This is a genomic window from Hydrogenophaga sp. GW456-12-10-14-TSB4 (assembly GCF_059424305.1).
Window position 1 is genome coordinate 23,013 of sequence record NZ_JBWKZH010000011.1, and the last position, 15,029, is coordinate 38,041.

A 15,029-nucleotide genomic window follows, 5' to 3' on the forward strand; every position below is an offset into this window, starting at 1 on the left:
CAACCGGCGAAGCGCGCCCAGTCACTCATGATCATTGAAAACGTCGCCGCCAGCTTTCCTACCCGAAAAGTGAGCAATGAAGAGGTCGTGGATCTGATCCGGCTCCACTCGAAGCACTTCGATGGCGACCTTTCCCAGGCTCTGGAGACCGTCAAGACATTTCTGGACCACAGCGGATTGGTGACCCGCCAGTGGCAAGCCGAGGGAGAGCGGCCGATCGAACACCTGGAGAAGGCCGTCTCCTCGGTGCTGAAGGGCAGCGCCCTGCAATGCGCCGACATCGATCTGTTCATCTACGTGGGGGTGGGTCGAGGCTTTCGCGAGCCGGGCAACAGCTACATGGTGGCGAAATCGCTGGGCATCCTGCGGGCCGAGTGCTTCGACGTCATCGACGCCGGCATGAGCTGGACGCGCGCGATCTCTCTGGTGGACGGCCTCTTCAAGACCGACCACTACCGCAACGCGCTGGTGGTGAATGCCGAGTTCAACGTGACGGCCGGCGGCTCTCCCTCCACCGCCCACTTCCCACTTCAGAGCGCCGCGCAGCTGGATCTCGCCCTGCCCTCCTACACCGTCGGAGAAGCCGCCACAGCAACGCTGCTGCGTCCAGACCAAGCCGACAACTTCCGCATCGCCTTTCGCTCCAGGCCGGATCTGGCGGATGTCTGCACGGTCTCCAGCACGGGCTTCAAGGAATTTCTGGGTTCTGCGGGGAGCTTCGAGGCACTCGGCGAGGATCGCCTTGCGGCGAGGGGAAGCGAACTCCATCGGCACCTCGCGCAGGAACTCACCCACCTGCTCAAGGACGCAAAGCTGTCGAGAAAAGACGTGGACATCGTGTTCACTCACACGTCGTCAGCCACCGAATGGCACGCAGCCACGGCGCGACATGGGCTCGCGGACAAGATCTACCACCTCTACCCGCGCAGCGGCAACATCGTCTCGGCCTCCATCCCTGCCGCACTCGCACGTGCCAAGGAGGATGGGCGCCTGAAAGCCGGCGATCGGGTGCTGTTTCTCATGGGAAGCGCAGGCATGTCCGCTGCTGCTGGCCGCTTTGATTTCTGAGAGAGAAGAGAAGGGCTCGACTCGTGATCATTGAAAGCGTCGCGGCCAGTCTTCCCGAAAGGGAAGTCACCAATGAGGAAGTGGTGGACATCATCCGTTTCAACTCAAAGAAGTTTGATGGAGATCTTGCCAAAGTATTGCGTGTCATCAAGGCCCGCCTTGAACGCAGTGGTCTTCTCACGCGCCACTGGCTGGGCAGTGGTGAACGGCCCATCGACCATGTTGATCACGTCGTCCAAGCTGCGCTCAACGCCTCGGCCCTGCGACCAACCGATATCGAACTGTTCATCTATGTTGGAGTCGGCGGCGGTTTTCACAAATTGGGCAACGCCTACATCCTTGCCAAGGCATTGGGCCTCCTTCAAGCGGAGTGTTTCGACATTCTCGATGCCTGCATGAGCTGGACACGGGCCGTTGCGCTAACGAAAAGCATCTTCAAGACGAGACCGATCAGAAACGCCTTGATCGTCAACGCCGAGTTCAACATGGTCAAAGGTGCGGCGGGCTTTCCACAAAACTTCACATTGCAACACCCAGAGGAACTCGACTACCTCTACCCCTCCTACACCATCGGCGAAGCAGCAACCGCAACGCTTCTTCTTTCGACGGCTGCAGACAACCTCTCGGTGGCCATCCATTCAAACCCGGGTCATGCAGACCTCTGCATGATCCCCGCGGAAGGGTATCGAGGTTACTTTGACGTCAGTCACATGGTGGCTCAATTCGGGCAGGGAAGGTTCAGCGCATTGGGCCGAGAAATTCATGACCGAATAGCGCAAGAGCTGCCTATTGCCTTGCGCAAGTCGCAAATCAATCTCGCCGAAGCCGACATCGTCTTCACTCATTCATCCTCCAAGAAGGCCTGGGATGACATCGGGAAGCAACACGGGTTCTCGAACAAGACGTTTCATATCTATCCCGAAGCGGGGAATGTCGTCTCGGCCTCGATTCCAACTGCAATGGCGTGGGCCCAGAGGGCAGGCAAGTTGGTGAAAGGCAATCGTGTCGCGTTCTTGATGGGGAGTGCGGGCATGTCATTCGCGGCAGGAAAGTTCGTCTACTAAATGTGGAGAAAAGGAGACTTATGACTTCAGATCTTTTCGATCAATTCTCGAAAGCACTTCATGCCAACGCAGCGGCATCGGCGCGCAGCATGGTGGTCGCCGGGGCTCTTGGCACCTTCATTTTTGGCGCGTATGGCGTGCTGTGGCTGTATGTGACGCCTTTGGAGCACGAGAGCCTTGGGCTGAGATTGCTCGGCATGTTGGCATGTCTGGGGCTCTGGTTCAGCCCCCGCTGGCCAGAACGTTACAGGAAGCAATTGCCCTGGCTCTGGTTTGGAACGCTTTGCTACGCGCTGCCCTTCTTTTCGACGTATCAACTGCTGGCCAGCAACTACTCCACCCTTCGATCAATGATCGAAGTGGCGACCGTGTTTTTGATCATCGGGCTTTTCCCAAACTACATGCTGGCCGGAGTGAACATGGTGATCGGTGCCAGTTTGGGCACGCTAGCGGCCTACCTCATGCTTGCAGATTTTTGGACATTGAACCACGCCATCTTGATATCGGTTCATATTCCAGCCCTGCTGTACTGCAGCGCAGCCGGCATGATCTTGACGCGCAGCCACCTCAAGGGCCTGCTGATCCAAGAGAAAATCGAAACGATGAAAGCCCTCATGGGCTCGATCGCCCAGGAAATGAAAAGCCCCATGGGCCAGCTCACCCTGAGGCTGGACAAGGTGGGCACGCTCTTGCCCGACCATGTCGTTGGCGTACAAAGCCAGGTCATCCACGTCGGCGATCTGGAAGCCATCTACACCGAGATCGCCAAGTGCAAGGAAGCGATTCTGCGGGGCACGCAGGTCATCGAAATGACCATGGGCGAGATCTACGGCAAGCCGATCGACCCGTCGGGGCATGCCTATCTGTCGGCCTCCACGACGGTGAACAAGGCGCTGGCGGAGTTCTCGTACCCCAAAGCCAGTGACCGAGAGCGGATCAGCGTCCTGACCAACACCGATTTCACCTTCAAGGGCGACGAGACCCGCTTCATCTTCACCCTGTTCAACCTGCTGAAGAACGCCATCTACTATTTCGACCAATACCCGAAGGCCGGTATCGTCATCCGGGTGAACCATCAAACCGTGACGGTGGACGACACGGGGCCCGGCATGAAGCCCGAGGTGTTCGCGCGCGTGTTCGAGGCTTTTCACAGCGTGGGCAAACCGGGCGGCACCGGGCTGGGCCTGTCCTTTTGCAAACGAACCATGCGGGCCTTTGGTGGCGACATCACCTGCGAATCGGTGCTGGGCTCTTACACCCGTTTCGTGATGAGCTTTCCGCGCGTGGCTCCCCAGGAGCTCACCGCGCGCGACGAGAACGTGAAGCGCCGGGCGATCGAGATCTTCACCGGCAAGCGGATTCTGGTGGTCGACGATTCCAGGCACTTCCGGAACATGACCCAAAAGATGCTGTCCGCCCTGAACGTCGTGACCGATGAGGCCGAGGACGGCAACGAGGCCCTGGCGAAGCTGGCCGCCCAGCCGTACGACGCGATGCTGCTGGACCTGTCCATGCCCGGCCTGGACGGCTATGCCACGGCGGAGAAACTGCGCAACGGCGCCGTCCCAGGGCTGGAGCATCTGGCCATCGTGGCGCATTCCTCCGAGTCCCCCCACGCGGCCAGGGTGAGGCTGGAGCGCATCGGGGTGAACGAGTTCGTCTCTAAGGGCAGCAACCCGCTGGAGGTGTTCGACGCACTGTGCCGCGCGCATGAATCGTCTGAACAACGCGCGAAGAGCATGAAGGCCCACGCGAGGCCGTCGGGCACGAGCATCCTGCTGATCGAGGACGACGACTTCTGCCGGAAGTACGTGCGCACAGCCTTGCTGGCCGCGGGCTTCAAGGTGCTGGAAGCCCCGAACGGGCAGGTCGCGCTGACGCTGCTGAACGATGCCTCGGTGAAGATCGACGCCGTGCTCACGAACATCCACATGCCCGGCCTGGATGGGTTCGAGATCGCGCGCACCCTGCGCGCGCGCCCCCTCCCCCAGAGCGCGCTGCCCGTGATCGCGCTGAGCGCGCATTGCGATGAGGCCATGCTCTCGGAGGCTCGTGAGGCCGGCATCAACGGGTTTCTCTCCAAACCGGTGAAGGAAGCCGAGCTGACCCGGGCACTGAGTCAGCAGCTGGACGGCGGCGGGGCCGATGCCGCCCAACTGGAGGCCGTGGCGCCGCCCGCACCGGCTGGCACCCCGGTGATCCTGGATGTCGCCAAGCTGGAGGGGCTGCACCGCATGGGTCTGGTCGCAGATGACCTCTTGCAAGGGTTGAACGAAGCGCACGCGAAGGTGGAGGAACTGGCCACCTATGTGAAAGCCCTGGACATGTCGCAGGCCAAGGCCCTGCTGCATGGCTTGATGGGCCTGACCGGGCAGCTGGGCGCCGAAGCGGCCCACGGGGAAATGCGGGCCCAGTACGTTTTCATGCTCGAATCCGGTCACTGGCCGACCGACAGCAACTGGCTGCCGCAGTTGCGTCAGCGGCTGGCCGAGACCGAGCGCCAGCTCAAAGCCCACCTGAAGCTCAAGCGCTGAAACGCCCAGCGGGAACGCCTTTTATTCCATCCAGGAATAAAGAAACAAGAACAAAGTCGTTTGGATTCTCTGGGCCGGCGCCCAGAATCTGACACATCCTGTTTCCTGCTTGGAGCTTTCCCATGAAAAACACCCTGCGCGCGGCGCTTGCGGCCGTCGCCCTGTCCACCTCTGCCCTGGCGGGCGCCCAGACCACGCTGCTGAACGTCTCTTACGACGTGGCGCGCGAGTTCTACAAGGACATCAACGTGGCGTTCGCCGCGAGCTACAAGAAGTCGACCGGCAAGGACATCAAGGTGGACCAGTCGCACGCCGGCTCCAGCGCCCAGGCGCGTGCCGTGGCCGACGGCCTGGAGGCCGACGTGGTGACGTTCAACACGACGACGGACGTGGACTTCCTGGCCGACAAGGGTGTGGTCGCCAAGGACTGGCGCCAGAAATTCCCCAACGGGGCCGCTCCCACCACCTCGACCATGCTGTTCCTGGTGCGCAACGGCAACCCCAAGGGCATCAAGGACTGGGACGATCTGATCAAGCCCGGCGTGCAAGTGGTGGTGGTGAACCCCAAGACCGGTGGCAACGGCCGCCTGGCTTACCTGGCCGCCTGGGGCTATGTGCGCAGCAAGGGCGGCAGCGACGCCGATGCCGCCGAGTTCGTGGGCAAGCTCTACAAGAACGTGCCGGTGCTCGCTCGCGGCGGTCGTGACGCCACGGGTGTCTTCCTGCAACGCAACATCGGCGACGTGCTGATCACCTTTGAGTCCGAAGTGGTGTCGGTGGACGCCGAGTTCGGCGCCGGCAAGGTCGATGCGATCCACCCGAGCGCGTCCATCGTGGCGGAAAACCCGGTGGCGATCGTCGAGCGCACGGTGAACAAGAAGGGCACGGCGGCCGAGGCCAAGGCCTACCTCGATTTCCTCTACAGCCCCGAAGGCCAGGAGATCGCCGCCAAGCACAACATCCGCCCGCGCAACGAGGCCGTGCTGAAGAAGTACGCCACCGCGTTCAAGCCCATCAAGCTGTTCAACGTGAGCGACTATTTCGGTTCGCTGGCGGAAGCGCAGAAGGTGCACTTCAACGACGGCGGTCAGTTCGACAAGCTGTACACGGTCGGCAAGTAAATGGCCTCCGCTCCTTCTGCCGTGCTGGCCGGCGGCGCTGCCGCCGCCGCTCAGCGCGGGTCCCCCACGCCCCGGCGCAGCAAGCGCCGGGTGCTGCCGGGCTTCAACATCACGCTGGGCTTCACGGTTTTCTACCTGAGCCTGATCGTCCTGATTCCGCTGTCGGCGCTGTTCTTCAAGACGTTTTCGCTGACCTGGCCGCAGTTCTGGGAAGCGGTCACCGCGCCTCGCGTGCTGGCCTCGTACAAGCTGACCTTCGGCGCCTCGCTGATCGCGGCCACGGTGAACGCGGTCTTCGGCCTGCTGGTGGCCTGGGTGCTGGTGCGCTACAGCTTCCCCGGCAAGAAGATCGTGGACGCGCTGGTGGACCTGCCCTTTGCGCTGCCCACCGCCGTGGCGGGCATCTCGCTGACCGCGATCCTGGCCGGCAACGGCTGGATCGGCCAGTACACGGAGCCGCTGGGCCTTCAGCTGGCCTTCAACCCGAATGGTGTGGTGATCGCGCTGATCTTCATCGGCCTGCCTTTCGTGGTGCGCACGGTGCAGCCGGTGCTCGAGGATTCCGAAAAGGAACTCGAAGAGGCCGCCACGTGCCTGGGCGCCACGCGCTGGCAGACCTTCAGCCGCGTGATCTTCCCGAGCATCGCGCCCGCCCTGCTCACCGGGTTCGCCATGGCGTTCGCCCGCGCGGTGGGTGAGTACGGTTCGGTGATCTTCATCGCCGGCAACATGCCCATGGTGTCGGAGATCACGCCGCTGATCATCATCAGCAAGCTGGAACAGTACGACTACGCCGGTGCGACCGCCGTGGCGCTGGTCATGCTGCTGTTCTCGTTCGTGCTGCTGTTGCTCATCAACGGCCTGCAGACCTGGCAACGCAAGCGCTCGGGGGGGAACCTGCAATGAGCACCGCCACTTCTCCGCGCACCGCGCGCAAGGGCACCACCGAAGCGGCTTGGGTGCGCTACACGCTGATCGGCGTCGCGCTGCTGTTCATGGCGCTGTTCCTGGTGCTGCCGCTGGCGGCCGTGTTCACCGAAGCGCTGCGCAAGGGCTTCGACGCCTACTGGGAAGCGCTGAAGGACCCGGACGCCTGGTCGGCCATCCGCCTGACGCTGCTGACGGCCGCGATCGCCGTGCCGCTGAACCTGGTGTTCGGGGTGGCGGCGGCCTGGGCCGTGGCCAAGTACGAGTTCCGGGGCAAGTCTTTCCTCACCACGCTGATCGACCTGCCGTTCTCGGTGTCGCCGGTGGTGGCGGGCCTGATCTACGTGCTGGTGTTCGGTGCGCAAGGCTGGCTGGGCCCCTGGCTGTCAGAACATGACATCAAGATCGTGTTCGCCGTGCCCGGCATCATCCTGGCCACGATCTTCGTCACCTTCCCCTTCATCGCGCGGGAACTCATCCCGCTGATGCAGGCGCAAGGCAATGACGAGGAGCAGGCCGCGATCGTGCTCGGCGCTTCGGGCTGGCAGACCTTCTGGCACGTGACCTTGCCCAACATCAAGTGGGGCCTGATCTACGGCGTGATTCTCTGCAACGCACGCGCCATGGGCGAGTTCGGTGCGGTGTCGGTGGTGTCGGGCCATATCCGCGGCCAGACCAACACCATGCCGCTGCATGTGGAGATCCTCTACAACGAGTACCAGTCCGTCGCCGCCTTTGCCGTGGCCTCGCTGCTGGCCTTGCTGGCCCTGGTCACGCTGGTGATCAAGTCGGTCGCCGAATGGCAGATGGAGCGCGAATTGAAGGCGCTGGCCGAGCTGCCCCCCGAACGGCCCACGCCGGCCAACCCAACCCTGCTGGGACAGACACCATGAGCATTGAGATCCGCGACATCAACAAGAACTTCGGCACCTTCCAGGCGCTGAAGAACGTCAACCTCGACATTCACTCGGGCGAGCTGCTGGCCCTGCTCGGCCCCTCGGGCTGCGGCAAGACCACGCTGCTGCGCATCATCGCGGGGCTGGAGACGCCGGACACCGGCAGCATCCTGTTCAGCGGCGAGGACACCACCGACGTTCACGTGCGCGAGCGCAACGTGGGCTTCGTGTTCCAGCACTACGCGCTGTTCCGCCACATGACGGTGTTCGAGAACGTGGCCTTCGGCCTGCGCGTGAAGCCGCGCGGCCAGCGCCCGAGCGACGCGCAGATCAAGACCAAGGTGCTCGACCTGCTCAAGCTCGTGCAGCTGGACTGGCTGGCCGACCGCTACCCCTCGCAGCTCTCGGGCGGGCAACGCCAGCGCATCGCCCTGGCGCGAGCACTCGCGGTGGAGCCCAAGGTGCTGCTGCTCGACGAGCCCTTCGGCGCGCTCGATGCCAAGGTGCGCAAGGAACTGCGCCGCTGGCTGCGCCGCCTGCACGACGAGCTGCACGTGACCAGCGTGTTCGTCACCCACGACCAGGAAGAGGCCCTGGAGGTGGCGGATCGCGTGGTGCTGATGAACCAGGGCCAGATCGAACAGATCGGCGCGCCGCAGGAGGTGTGGGAACACCCGGCGAGCCCGTTCGTGTACGGCTTCCTGGGCGACGTGAATCTGTTCCATGGCCGCGCGAACGAAGGCCAGCTGCACCTGCAGGGCGTGTCGATCGATTCGCCCGAGCACGCCGGCGCGCAGGACGCCAAGGCCTTCGCCTATGTGCGCCCGCACGACCTGGATGTGCAGCGCTACGCGGCCGGCCTGCCCGGCATCGTGGCCAAGCTGGAGCGCGCGGTGGTGGTGGGCCCGATCGCCCGACTCGAACTGCTGCCGGTGGACGCGCAGGCCCCGGGTGGGTATGACCCGCTGATCGAGGCGCGCATGTCGTCGGAGCGTTTTCGCGAACTGGGTTTCAACGAAGGCGACACGCTGGTGGTCTCGCCCAAGAAGGCCCGTGTGTTCCTGCAGCCGCAAGCCGCCTGAATCCACAAGACTTACGCCGCTTACATCGGGTATCAGTGCCCGATGCAGGCGGCGTTTTTCATGCGGCGAGCTTGATCTTGCCCTCCGTCACGTAGCGCTTGAAGTCGGTCAGCGGCATGGCCGCAGAGCCGCGCACGTCCTCGTCCACCCAGCTGAGGGTGGCGTCGTTCAAGCCTGTCTCCACCTTCACGGGCCCGGGGCGGATGACGATGTTGGGGCCATCGCCTTCCCGGTATTCGACCTTGCCAACGATGTGTGCGGTTTGTGCCATGGCGCGCTCCTCTGAATGGAAGTCTTCAGGATCAAGGACAGGCGGTGATGGGTCTGTGCGTTGACGTACAGAACTTCGCACACGCGGGGCTTAGTCTGGACCCAGCCGCTTCTTCCGGCTGTTGTCTTCCCTTCCTGCCCCCGTGCAGCTTTGCAAAGGACCTTGACCATGAACACGAGCAAACTTCTCACCACCACCGTGGCAGCGCTGACCGTCGTCGGCGCCGGGCTGGTGTACGCCCAGACCACCACGCCGAGCACCCCCGCGCCCATGACGCAGGACCCGGCCACCCAGGCGCAGCCCACCACGCCTGCACCCGCCACGACCATGCCCGCCACGCCCAGCCAGGACACGACGCAGCGCAGCACGGTGCCGATGACCACCGACGCCCAGGCCGACCGCAACTGACCCTGGACGCCCCCATGGGCCCGATGAGGCCCCGGGGCCCCCCTGCCTCTTCAAGAACAAGACCATGCGCATTCCACCGTCCCTCGCGCAGGACATCCGCAACGGTGCGCTGATCGGCGCGGCGTTGCTCATCTTGCTCATGCCGCCGGTTTCACTGGTGCCGCGTCAAGTCGCGCAGGCCAGTACCGCCGCGGCGATGCCGCTCACACCGGACTTCGGTGGCATCGAAACCTCCGCCGACACCCGCGAACTCGTGCAATGGATCGCCCGCACCGGCGACAACGTGGGCAAGCCCTTCGTGCTGGTGGACAAGGCCGCCGCCAGGCTGCATGTGTTCAATGCCGATGCCAGCTTGCTGGACAGCACCCCGGTGTTGCTCGGCTCGGCACCCGGTGATGAGTCCGTGCCCGGCATCGGCGACCGGCCGGTGGAGCAGGTGAAACCCCATGAACGCACCACGCCAGCGGGCCGTTTCGTCGGCCACCTGGGCCACAACCTGACCGGTGAAGATGTGGTCTGGGTCGATTACGGCGCGGCGGTGTCGATGCACCGCGTGCGGCCCACACTGCAACCCAAGGAACGGCGCGCCGAGCGGCTCGCCTCGGCGACCATCGAGGACAACCGGATCTCGTACGGCTGCATCAACGTCCCCGCCGCCTTCTACGAAGCGCGCCTTCAGCCGATCTTTTCGGCGATGGAGGCCGTGGTGTATGTCCTGCCCGAGCACAAAACCCTGAGCGAGGTGTTTGAACTGACAGCGAAGCGCTCTACAGGCGCCGTGTGACCGGGGTGTGTGCGCACGCGAGTTTGTCGTACGCGCGCCGCACCACACCGTAACACTCGCAGCTGCGGGCTTCGAGCCCGTCACGGTCCAGGATGGAGATATGGCCTCGGTGGTACTCGATCAACCCGGCTTTCTGCAGCTTGAGCGCGCCGCTGGTGACGCCTTCGCGCCGCACGCCCAGCAGGCTCGCAATGCGCTCCTGCGTGGCCTGCATGTCGCTGTCGTTCTGACGGTCCAGGTGCTGGAGCAGCCAGCGGCAGAGCTGCTGGTCAAGCGCGTGGTGGCGGTTGCACGCCGACGATTGCGCCATGTGCGTGAAGAGCGCGTGCGTGTAGGCCAGCAGGTGCGGCAGCAGTTCGGGCGAGCGCCGGGTGTGGTGCAGCAGGGCTTGCACCCCCATGCGGCCGGCGTGGCCGGGCCGCTGCACGATGGCATCGCACAAAGCGCTGGTGTCGCCCATGAAGGCGCACACGCCGACCATGCCCTCGTTGCCCACCACCGCCACTTCGGACGACGCGCCATCCTCCAGCGAGGACACCAGCGACACGGTGGCGGTGACGGGGAAATACACGTGCCGGACGTCGGCACCGGCCCGGTGCAACACGGCACCGGCGCTCAGGTCTTCCCACTCGAGGTCGGGTTCCAGCAGCTCCCATTCGGCGCCCGACAGCAGGGCCAGCAAGTGGTTGCTGGGCAGCGGAGACGGATTGGTGGTCATGGCAGTTCCCTTTCAGCAGGTCATACGATTCGCAGGCCCCTCCCGGAAGAGGGGCACAGCCCAGATTAGGCTGGGGATCGCATGCACGCGGTGTCGGACGAAGTGCCCTTTTCGCCGTAGGAGAACGAGAGGTATCAGGCGCCCTGAGGCTGCAGTGCGATCACCGCCATCCCGATCAGGGCAATTACCGCTCCCGCCACGTCCCAGCGGGTGAGCGACACGCCGTCCACCAGCCGCAGCCAGACCAATGCGACGGCGATGTACATGCCGCCGTACGCCGCGTAGGTGCGGCCGGCGGCAGCGGGATGCAGGGTGAGCAGCCAGGCAAACAGGCCCAGCGCCAGCGCCGCCGGCAACAGCAGCAGAACGCCTTTGCCCTGCTTGAAGACCAGCCAGGTGAGGTAGCAACCCACGATCTCGGCGAGCGCGGTGACGGCGAAGAGGAAGGTGATGCGCAGGGCGTCCATGGGATGGATCCGGTCGTCAGTGGCCGGGGTGGCAGGCACAGGCCTCCCCATGGGCGGCCGACACCAGCTCCGTCAGGATGCCGCAGGGCTCACCCCCCTCGTGCGCACCGTCGCAGCGCGAACGAAGTTGCAGCAATTGTTTCTCCAGCGCCCGCATGCTCTTGAGGCGGGCGCGCACGCGGCTGAGTTGTTCGTCGACGAGCTCGTCCACATGCAGGCACTGTCCACCAGGATCGTCCACGAAGCCGAGCAGTCGCTTCACGTCGGCCAGCGGCATGTCCAGGGCGCGGCAATGGCGGATGAACGACAGCCGCTCCAGGTGCGGCTGGTCGTAGTTGCGGTAGCCGTTGTCCAGCCGCGCGGGTTCGGGCAATAGCCCTTCCTTTTCGTAGAAACGGATGGTTTCCACGTCCACGCCCGTGGCCCGGGCCAGTTCCTTGATCTGCATGGCTTTTCTCCTTGTTGACACTGTAGCCGCTTTAAGGTTTTCAATACAGCACCCAACCAGAAACCCCGACACACCATGGAATTTGACGCCACGCTCTATGCCCGCCTCCTGGCCCGCCTCATGACCCTTCCGCCCCAGGCGCACCACGACCGCTGGTTGATGCTGGAAGCGGCGCACGTGGTCGGTCAGACCCGTTTCGGGCCTCACCTCGAAACCCACTGGCTGATGCTTGCTCAGGCCTGGCGCGACCGGGACGCCGGCGAAATGGCGGGCCAGGCTTTTCGCCTGCTGCTGGTGCCCCTGGGCCACCTGACTGGGCGCTTGCCGATCGGGAACCCGGGCCGCGCCAACGTGAGCGCGTTCAGGCCCCAACCGGTGCGCGCGGACATCGCCGAAGCCATTGCCCAGGCCACTTCTACAATCCCTTGATGCGTTCGTGGCTCGCCGTCTTCCTGTTGGTGCTGTTGCCGTTGCAGTTCTCCTGGGCTGCAGCGATCACGCCGGCGCCCCAGGAGGCGGTGCACTGCCCTCACCCCCATTGCGCCACCAGCGCGCCGGGGCTGGACGCGGCCACGGCACACGCCGATTGCGGCACCTGCCACAACGGCTGCCCCTTGGCCCTTTTCCACGAGTCGCCCAGCCACCTCGTGATCGCAGCGGCCTTCCCGCTGACAGAAGCGACGGTTCTGCCCGCGTCACGGCCCGGCGACCGGCCCGACCGGCCTCAGTGGCCCCCCCGGGGCTGACCCCGGGCATCGGCTTCAGCCGCCTGTAGCGCCTCTGAGGGCGCTGCTTCCCTTGCGCCCCTTCCTCCCGCAGAAGCGAGCGGCCGTCAGGCCGCCCGCGCTTTCCCTCGTCGCCACGCCAGAAAGCCACCCATGAAAACCCCCTGGCCCCTTCTCTTCACAGCCTGGCTGCTTGCGCTCGCCGCGACCGCCGGCGCGCTGTTCATCGGCGAGGTCATGTTGATGACGCCCTGCCAGCTCTGCTGGTACCAGCGCATCTTCATGTTCCCCCTGGCCCTGATCCTGGGCATGGCCTGTTTCGCCGAAGACCGGCGCGGCGCGGTCTACGCGCTGCCGCTCGCCCTGGGCGGCGCCGCCATGGCGGGCTACCACACGCTGCTGATCGCCGGCTTCATCCCCAAGGCCTGGCTGCCCTGCAGCGCCGGCGTCTCGTGTGCCGACCAGCGCCTCGACATCCTCAACGGCATCCAGATTCCCTGGCTGTCCCTGATCGCTTTCATGGCCATCGGCCTTCTGCTCACCCTTTTCCTCCGAAAGACTCCTCGATGACCTCCAAGAAAATCACCGTGATCGCGCTCGTCGCCGTCGTGCTGGCCGCGTTCGGCCTGGGCGCCTACCTGTACCAGCAGCGCGTGCAGAACTCGCAAATGGACAAGGTCACACAGCAGCAGGCCCGCCTGGTGCGCATGCATTCCCCGGTGTTCGGCCCCCAGGGCGCACCCGTGACCATCGTCGAGTTCTTCGACCCGGCCTGCGAGACCTGCCGCGCCTTCCACCCCGTGGTGAAGGGCCTGCTGGCGCAGTACCCCGCCGACGTGCGCGTGGTGATCCGCTACGCGCCCTTCCACCAAGGCTCGGACCAGATCGTCCTGCTGCTGGAAGCGGCCAAGCGGCAGAACAAGTACGCGGCCGTGCTCGACGCCGTGCTGGACGCGCAACCGCAATGGGCCGACCACGCCCAACCCAATCTGCGCGTGGCGTTCCAGGCCGCCGAGCAGGCCGGGCTCGACATCAACCAGGCCATCGAGGACGCCCAGCGCCCCGAGCTGGCGGCCGCACTGCGGCAGGACATCGAAGACCTCACCGCGCTGGAAGTGACCAAGACGCCCACCTTCTTCGTCAACGGCCGGGGCCTGCCCAGCTTCGGGCGCGAACAGCTCAACGCCCTGGTGGCCGAGGAAGTGGCCAAGGCCCGCAAATGAGCCCGGGCCGTGCCCGCGTCAGCCCTTGGGCACGTGGGCGCTGCACCAACCGTTGGCCACCACCATCTTGCCCGTGAAGATGGTGCAGCCCCCCACCCCGTCGCCGGGCTTGCCGGTGAACAGCTGGCAATTGCGGCAGCTCTGTGCCGGGGTGTGTTTGGGAAACTTGCGGGCGTCCACCTTCTGGGTGTCGGGCGTGTAGCCCAGGGCCACGGCGGTGGGGTCCTTGTCGCTCACCATGGCGGGCTGGGCCGTTGCCGAAGCGGCCCAGCCGGCCGCGCCGGCGGCGACCGCTTGCAGCAGGAAGACGCGACGATTGGAATCGTTCATGGGGCACCTCGTGGGGGACTCGCCGGATCGCCTGCCCATCCTACCCGCAGGCGGTGTGCCCGGGTGCGTACACTTGGCACCCGGATCGCACCACGCATGAGCCCTCAAGACTACGTCCAGCAAAAAGCCGCCGCCTCGGGCAGCAGCTTCTACTACGCCTTCCTGTTTCTGCCGGCCGAGCGCCGCGCCGCCATCACGGCCTTTTACGCCTTCTGCCGGGAGGTGGACGACGTGGTGGACGAGGTCAGCGACCCCGGCGTGGCCCAGACCAAGCTGGCCTGGTGGCGCCGTGAGGTGGCGCAGGCCTATGCCGGCGAACCCAGCCACCCGGTGATGAAGGCGCTCATGCCACTGGCCAAGACCTACGAGATCGAGACCCGCCACCTGCTGGCCGTGATCGACGGCTGCCAGATGGACCTGGAGCAGAACCGCTACCTCGACTTCGCCAACCTGCAACGCTACTGCCACCTGGTGGCCGGCGTGGTGGGGGAAGTCGCCGCGCGCATCTTCGGCCAGACGCAGATCGCCACCACCGAATACGCCCACCGCCTGGGCCTGGCCTTCCAGCTCACCAACATCATTCGCGACGTGGGTGAGGACGCCACGCGGGGCCGCATCTACCTGCCCGTGAACGAGCTGCAGAGTTTCAACGTGCGGGCCCACGAACTGCTGCAGCGCGGCGCCGCGCCCGGCACCGACGCGGCCGACTTCCAGCGCCGCTTCAACGCGCTGATGCAGTTCCAGTGCACGCGCGCCCTGCAGACCTACGACGACGCCCTGGCCCTGCTGCCCGAGGCCGACCGCCGCGCGCAAAAGCCCGGCCTGATGATGGCCAACATCTACCGCACCCTGCTCAAGGAAATCGCGGCCGACCCGCTGCTGGTGCTGACCCAGCGCGTGAGCCTGACGCCCCTGCGCAAATTCTGGCTGGCCTGGAAAGTCCAGGCCTTAGGCAGGCTTTGA

Annotated in this window: 19 protein-coding genes; 14 read left to right on the top strand and 5 right to left on the bottom strand. The window is 64.9% G+C overall.

Annotation, left to right across the window (positions count from 1 at the left end; all coding sequences use genetic code 11):
• The first annotated feature begins 27 nt into the window (after window positions 1–27).
• The 7 genes from AC07ZS_RS08035 to AC07ZS_RS08065 all read left to right on the top strand — a co-directional run bounded on the left by AC07ZS_RS08035 (window position 28) and on the right by AC07ZS_RS08065 (window position 8,692).
• Entirely contained in the window at window positions 28–1,068 is a 1,041-nt protein-coding gene (locus tag AC07ZS_RS08035) for a 3-oxoacyl-[acyl-carrier-protein] synthase III C-terminal domain-containing protein (protein WP_494798068.1), read from the top strand.
• A 23-nt stretch (window positions 1,069–1,091) separates the two neighbouring features.
• Window positions 1,092–2,132: a 3-oxoacyl-[acyl-carrier-protein] synthase III C-terminal domain-containing protein gene (locus tag AC07ZS_RS08040; RefSeq protein WP_494798069.1), complete on the top strand. Its 1,041-nt coding sequence runs from the start codon at window positions 1,092–1,094 to the stop codon at window positions 2,130–2,132.
• Between the two features lie 20 nt (window positions 2,133–2,152).
• Complete coding sequence (locus AC07ZS_RS08045) at window positions 2,153–4,666, top strand: ATP-binding response regulator (RefSeq protein WP_494798070.1); 2,514 nt, start codon at window positions 2,153–2,155, stop codon at window positions 4,664–4,666.
• Window positions 4,667–4,788: 122 nt separating this feature from the next.
• On the top strand, window positions 4,789–5,787 hold the full coding sequence (locus AC07ZS_RS08050) for a sulfate ABC transporter substrate-binding protein (RefSeq protein ID WP_494798071.1): 999 nt from the start codon (window positions 4,789–4,791) through the stop codon (window positions 5,785–5,787).
• Window positions 5,788–6,693, top strand: coding sequence for a sulfate ABC transporter permease subunit CysT (gene cysT, locus AC07ZS_RS08055; RefSeq protein WP_494798072.1), 906 nt, complete (start codon window positions 5,788–5,790; stop codon window positions 6,691–6,693).
• Window positions 6,690–7,607 carry a sulfate ABC transporter permease subunit CysW gene (gene cysW / locus AC07ZS_RS08060; RefSeq protein WP_494798073.1) on the top strand — a complete coding sequence of 306 codons (918 nt, stop codon included), beginning with the start codon at window positions 6,690–6,692 and terminating at the stop codon, window positions 7,605–7,607. The genes cysT and cysW overlap by 4 nt, the downstream gene beginning before the upstream one ends.
• Window positions 7,604–8,692: a sulfate/molybdate ABC transporter ATP-binding protein gene (locus tag AC07ZS_RS08065; protein WP_494798074.1), complete on the top strand. Its 1,089-nt coding sequence runs from the start codon at window positions 7,604–7,606 to the stop codon at window positions 8,690–8,692. Before cysW ends, AC07ZS_RS08065 begins: the two co-directional genes overlap by 4 nt.
• Window positions 8,693–8,750: 58 nt before the next feature.
• Here the strand turns inward: AC07ZS_RS08065 and AC07ZS_RS08070 are convergent, their stop codons facing one another.
• Window positions 8,751–8,963 carry a hypothetical protein gene (locus AC07ZS_RS08070; RefSeq protein ID WP_494798075.1) on the bottom strand — a complete coding sequence of 71 codons (213 nt, stop codon included), beginning with the start codon at window positions 8,961–8,963 and terminating at the stop codon, window positions 8,751–8,753.
• A 168-nt stretch (window positions 8,964–9,131) separates the two neighbouring features.
• Between AC07ZS_RS08070 and AC07ZS_RS08075 the strand changes: the two genes are divergently transcribed.
• A complete protein-coding gene (locus tag AC07ZS_RS08075) occupies window positions 9,132–9,371 on the top strand; it encodes a hypothetical protein (protein ID WP_494798076.1) in 240 nt (79 codons plus the stop codon).
• A 64-nt stretch (window positions 9,372–9,435) separates the two neighbouring features.
• Window positions 9,436–10,155 (top strand): hypothetical protein, encoded by a 720-nt coding sequence (locus tag AC07ZS_RS08080; RefSeq protein WP_494798077.1) that lies wholly within the window; start codon window positions 9,436–9,438, stop codon window positions 10,153–10,155.
• On the opposite strand, the gene AC07ZS_RS08085 is transcribed toward AC07ZS_RS08080, so the two are convergent.
• The 3 genes from AC07ZS_RS08085 to cadR all read right to left on the bottom strand — a co-directional run bounded on the left by AC07ZS_RS08085 (window position 10,139) and on the right by cadR (window position 11,788).
• Window positions 10,139–10,873, bottom strand: a complete 735-nt coding sequence (locus AC07ZS_RS08085; RefSeq protein ID WP_494798078.1) for a Crp/Fnr family transcriptional regulator — start codon at window positions 10,871–10,873, stop codon at window positions 10,139–10,141. The genes AC07ZS_RS08080 and AC07ZS_RS08085 overlap by 17 nt on opposite strands.
• 134 nt (window positions 10,874–11,007) lie before the next feature.
• Window positions 11,008–11,340, bottom strand: a complete 333-nt coding sequence (locus AC07ZS_RS08090) for a YnfA family protein (RefSeq protein WP_494798079.1) — start codon at window positions 11,338–11,340, stop codon at window positions 11,008–11,010.
• Window positions 11,341–11,356: 16 nt separating this feature from the next.
• The gene (cadR, locus tag AC07ZS_RS08095) at window positions 11,357–11,788 is read right to left on the bottom strand and encodes a Cd(II)/Pb(II)-responsive transcriptional regulator (protein WP_494798080.1); all 432 of its coding nucleotides are present in this window, start codon (window positions 11,786–11,788) and stop codon (window positions 11,357–11,359) included.
• Window positions 11,789–11,863: 75 nt separating this feature from the next.
• On the opposite strand from cadR, the gene AC07ZS_RS08100 reads away from it, so the two are divergent.
• The 4 genes from AC07ZS_RS08100 (at window position 11,864) to AC07ZS_RS08115 (ending at window position 13,736) form a co-directional block, all read left to right on the top strand.
• Window positions 11,864–12,217, top strand: a complete 354-nt coding sequence (locus AC07ZS_RS08100; protein ID WP_494798081.1) for a DUF3703 domain-containing protein — start codon at window positions 11,864–11,866, stop codon at window positions 12,215–12,217.
• A complete protein-coding gene (locus AC07ZS_RS08105) occupies window positions 12,217–12,534 on the top strand; it encodes a hypothetical protein (RefSeq protein ID WP_494798082.1) in 318 nt (105 codons plus the stop codon). Before AC07ZS_RS08100 ends, AC07ZS_RS08105 begins: the two co-directional genes overlap by 1 nt.
• A gap of 132 nt (window positions 12,535–12,666) precedes the next feature.
• Window positions 12,667–13,083, top strand: coding sequence for a disulfide bond formation protein B (locus tag AC07ZS_RS08110; RefSeq protein WP_494798083.1), 417 nt, complete (start codon window positions 12,667–12,669; stop codon window positions 13,081–13,083).
• A complete protein-coding gene (locus AC07ZS_RS08115) occupies window positions 13,080–13,736 on the top strand; it encodes a DsbA family protein (protein ID WP_494798084.1) in 657 nt (218 codons plus the stop codon). The genes AC07ZS_RS08110 and AC07ZS_RS08115 overlap by 4 nt, the downstream gene beginning before the upstream one ends.
• Before the next feature lie 18 nt (window positions 13,737–13,754).
• On the opposite strand, the gene AC07ZS_RS08120 is transcribed toward AC07ZS_RS08115, so the two are convergent.
• A complete protein-coding gene (locus AC07ZS_RS08120; protein ID WP_494798085.1) occupies window positions 13,755–14,066 on the bottom strand; it encodes a high-potential iron-sulfur protein in 312 nt (103 codons plus the stop codon).
• A 96-nt stretch (window positions 14,067–14,162) separates the two neighbouring features.
• On the opposite strand from AC07ZS_RS08120, the gene hpnD reads away from it, so the two are divergent.
• Window positions 14,163–15,029 (top strand): presqualene diphosphate synthase HpnD, encoded by an 867-nt coding sequence (gene hpnD, locus AC07ZS_RS08125; RefSeq protein WP_494798086.1) that lies wholly within the window; start codon window positions 14,163–14,165, stop codon window positions 15,027–15,029.

Coding starts and splice junctions, on each gene's coding strand:
- cadR (WP_494798080.1), bottom strand. CDS start 11,788: ATGCAGATCAAGGAACTGGCCCGGGCCACGGGCGTGGACGTGGAAACC.
- AC07ZS_RS08065 (WP_494798074.1), top strand. CDS start 7,604: ATGAGCATTGAGATCCGCGACATCAACAAGAACTTCGGCACCTTCCAG.
- AC07ZS_RS08115 (WP_494798084.1), top strand. CDS start 13,080: ATGACCTCCAAGAAAATCACCGTGATCGCGCTCGTCGCCGTCGTGCTG.
- AC07ZS_RS08100 (WP_494798081.1), top strand. CDS start 11,864: ATGGAATTTGACGCCACGCTCTATGCCCGCCTCCTGGCCCGCCTCATG.
- AC07ZS_RS08120 (WP_494798085.1), bottom strand. CDS start 14,066: ATGAACGATTCCAATCGTCGCGTCTTCCTGCTGCAAGCGGTCGCCGCC.
- AC07ZS_RS08110 (WP_494798083.1), top strand. CDS start 12,667: ATGAAAACCCCCTGGCCCCTTCTCTTCACAGCCTGGCTGCTTGCGCTC.
- AC07ZS_RS08050 (WP_494798071.1), top strand. CDS start 4,789: ATGAAAAACACCCTGCGCGCGGCGCTTGCGGCCGTCGCCCTGTCCACC.
- AC07ZS_RS08070 (WP_494798075.1), bottom strand. CDS start 8,963: ATGGCACAAACCGCACACATCGTTGGCAAGGTCGAATACCGGGAAGGC.
- cysT (WP_494798072.1), top strand. CDS start 5,788: ATGGCCTCCGCTCCTTCTGCCGTGCTGGCCGGCGGCGCTGCCGCCGCC.
- AC07ZS_RS08045 (WP_494798070.1), top strand. CDS start 2,153: ATGACTTCAGATCTTTTCGATCAATTCTCGAAAGCACTTCATGCCAAC.
- AC07ZS_RS08085 (WP_494798078.1), bottom strand. CDS start 10,873: ATGACCACCAATCCGTCTCCGCTGCCCAGCAACCACTTGCTGGCCCTG.
- cysW (WP_494798073.1), top strand. CDS start 6,690: ATGAGCACCGCCACTTCTCCGCGCACCGCGCGCAAGGGCACCACCGAA.
- AC07ZS_RS08090 (WP_494798079.1), bottom strand. CDS start 11,340: ATGGACGCCCTGCGCATCACCTTCCTCTTCGCCGTCACCGCGCTCGCC.
- hpnD (WP_494798086.1), top strand. CDS start 14,163: ATGAGCCCTCAAGACTACGTCCAGCAAAAAGCCGCCGCCTCGGGCAGC.
- AC07ZS_RS08075 (WP_494798076.1), top strand. CDS start 9,132: ATGAACACGAGCAAACTTCTCACCACCACCGTGGCAGCGCTGACCGTC.
- AC07ZS_RS08035 (WP_494798068.1), top strand. CDS start 28: ATGATCATTGAAAACGTCGCCGCCAGCTTTCCTACCCGAAAAGTGAGC.
- AC07ZS_RS08080 (WP_494798077.1), top strand. CDS start 9,436: ATGCGCATTCCACCGTCCCTCGCGCAGGACATCCGCAACGGTGCGCTG.
- AC07ZS_RS08105 (WP_494798082.1), top strand. CDS start 12,217: ATGCGTTCGTGGCTCGCCGTCTTCCTGTTGGTGCTGTTGCCGTTGCAG.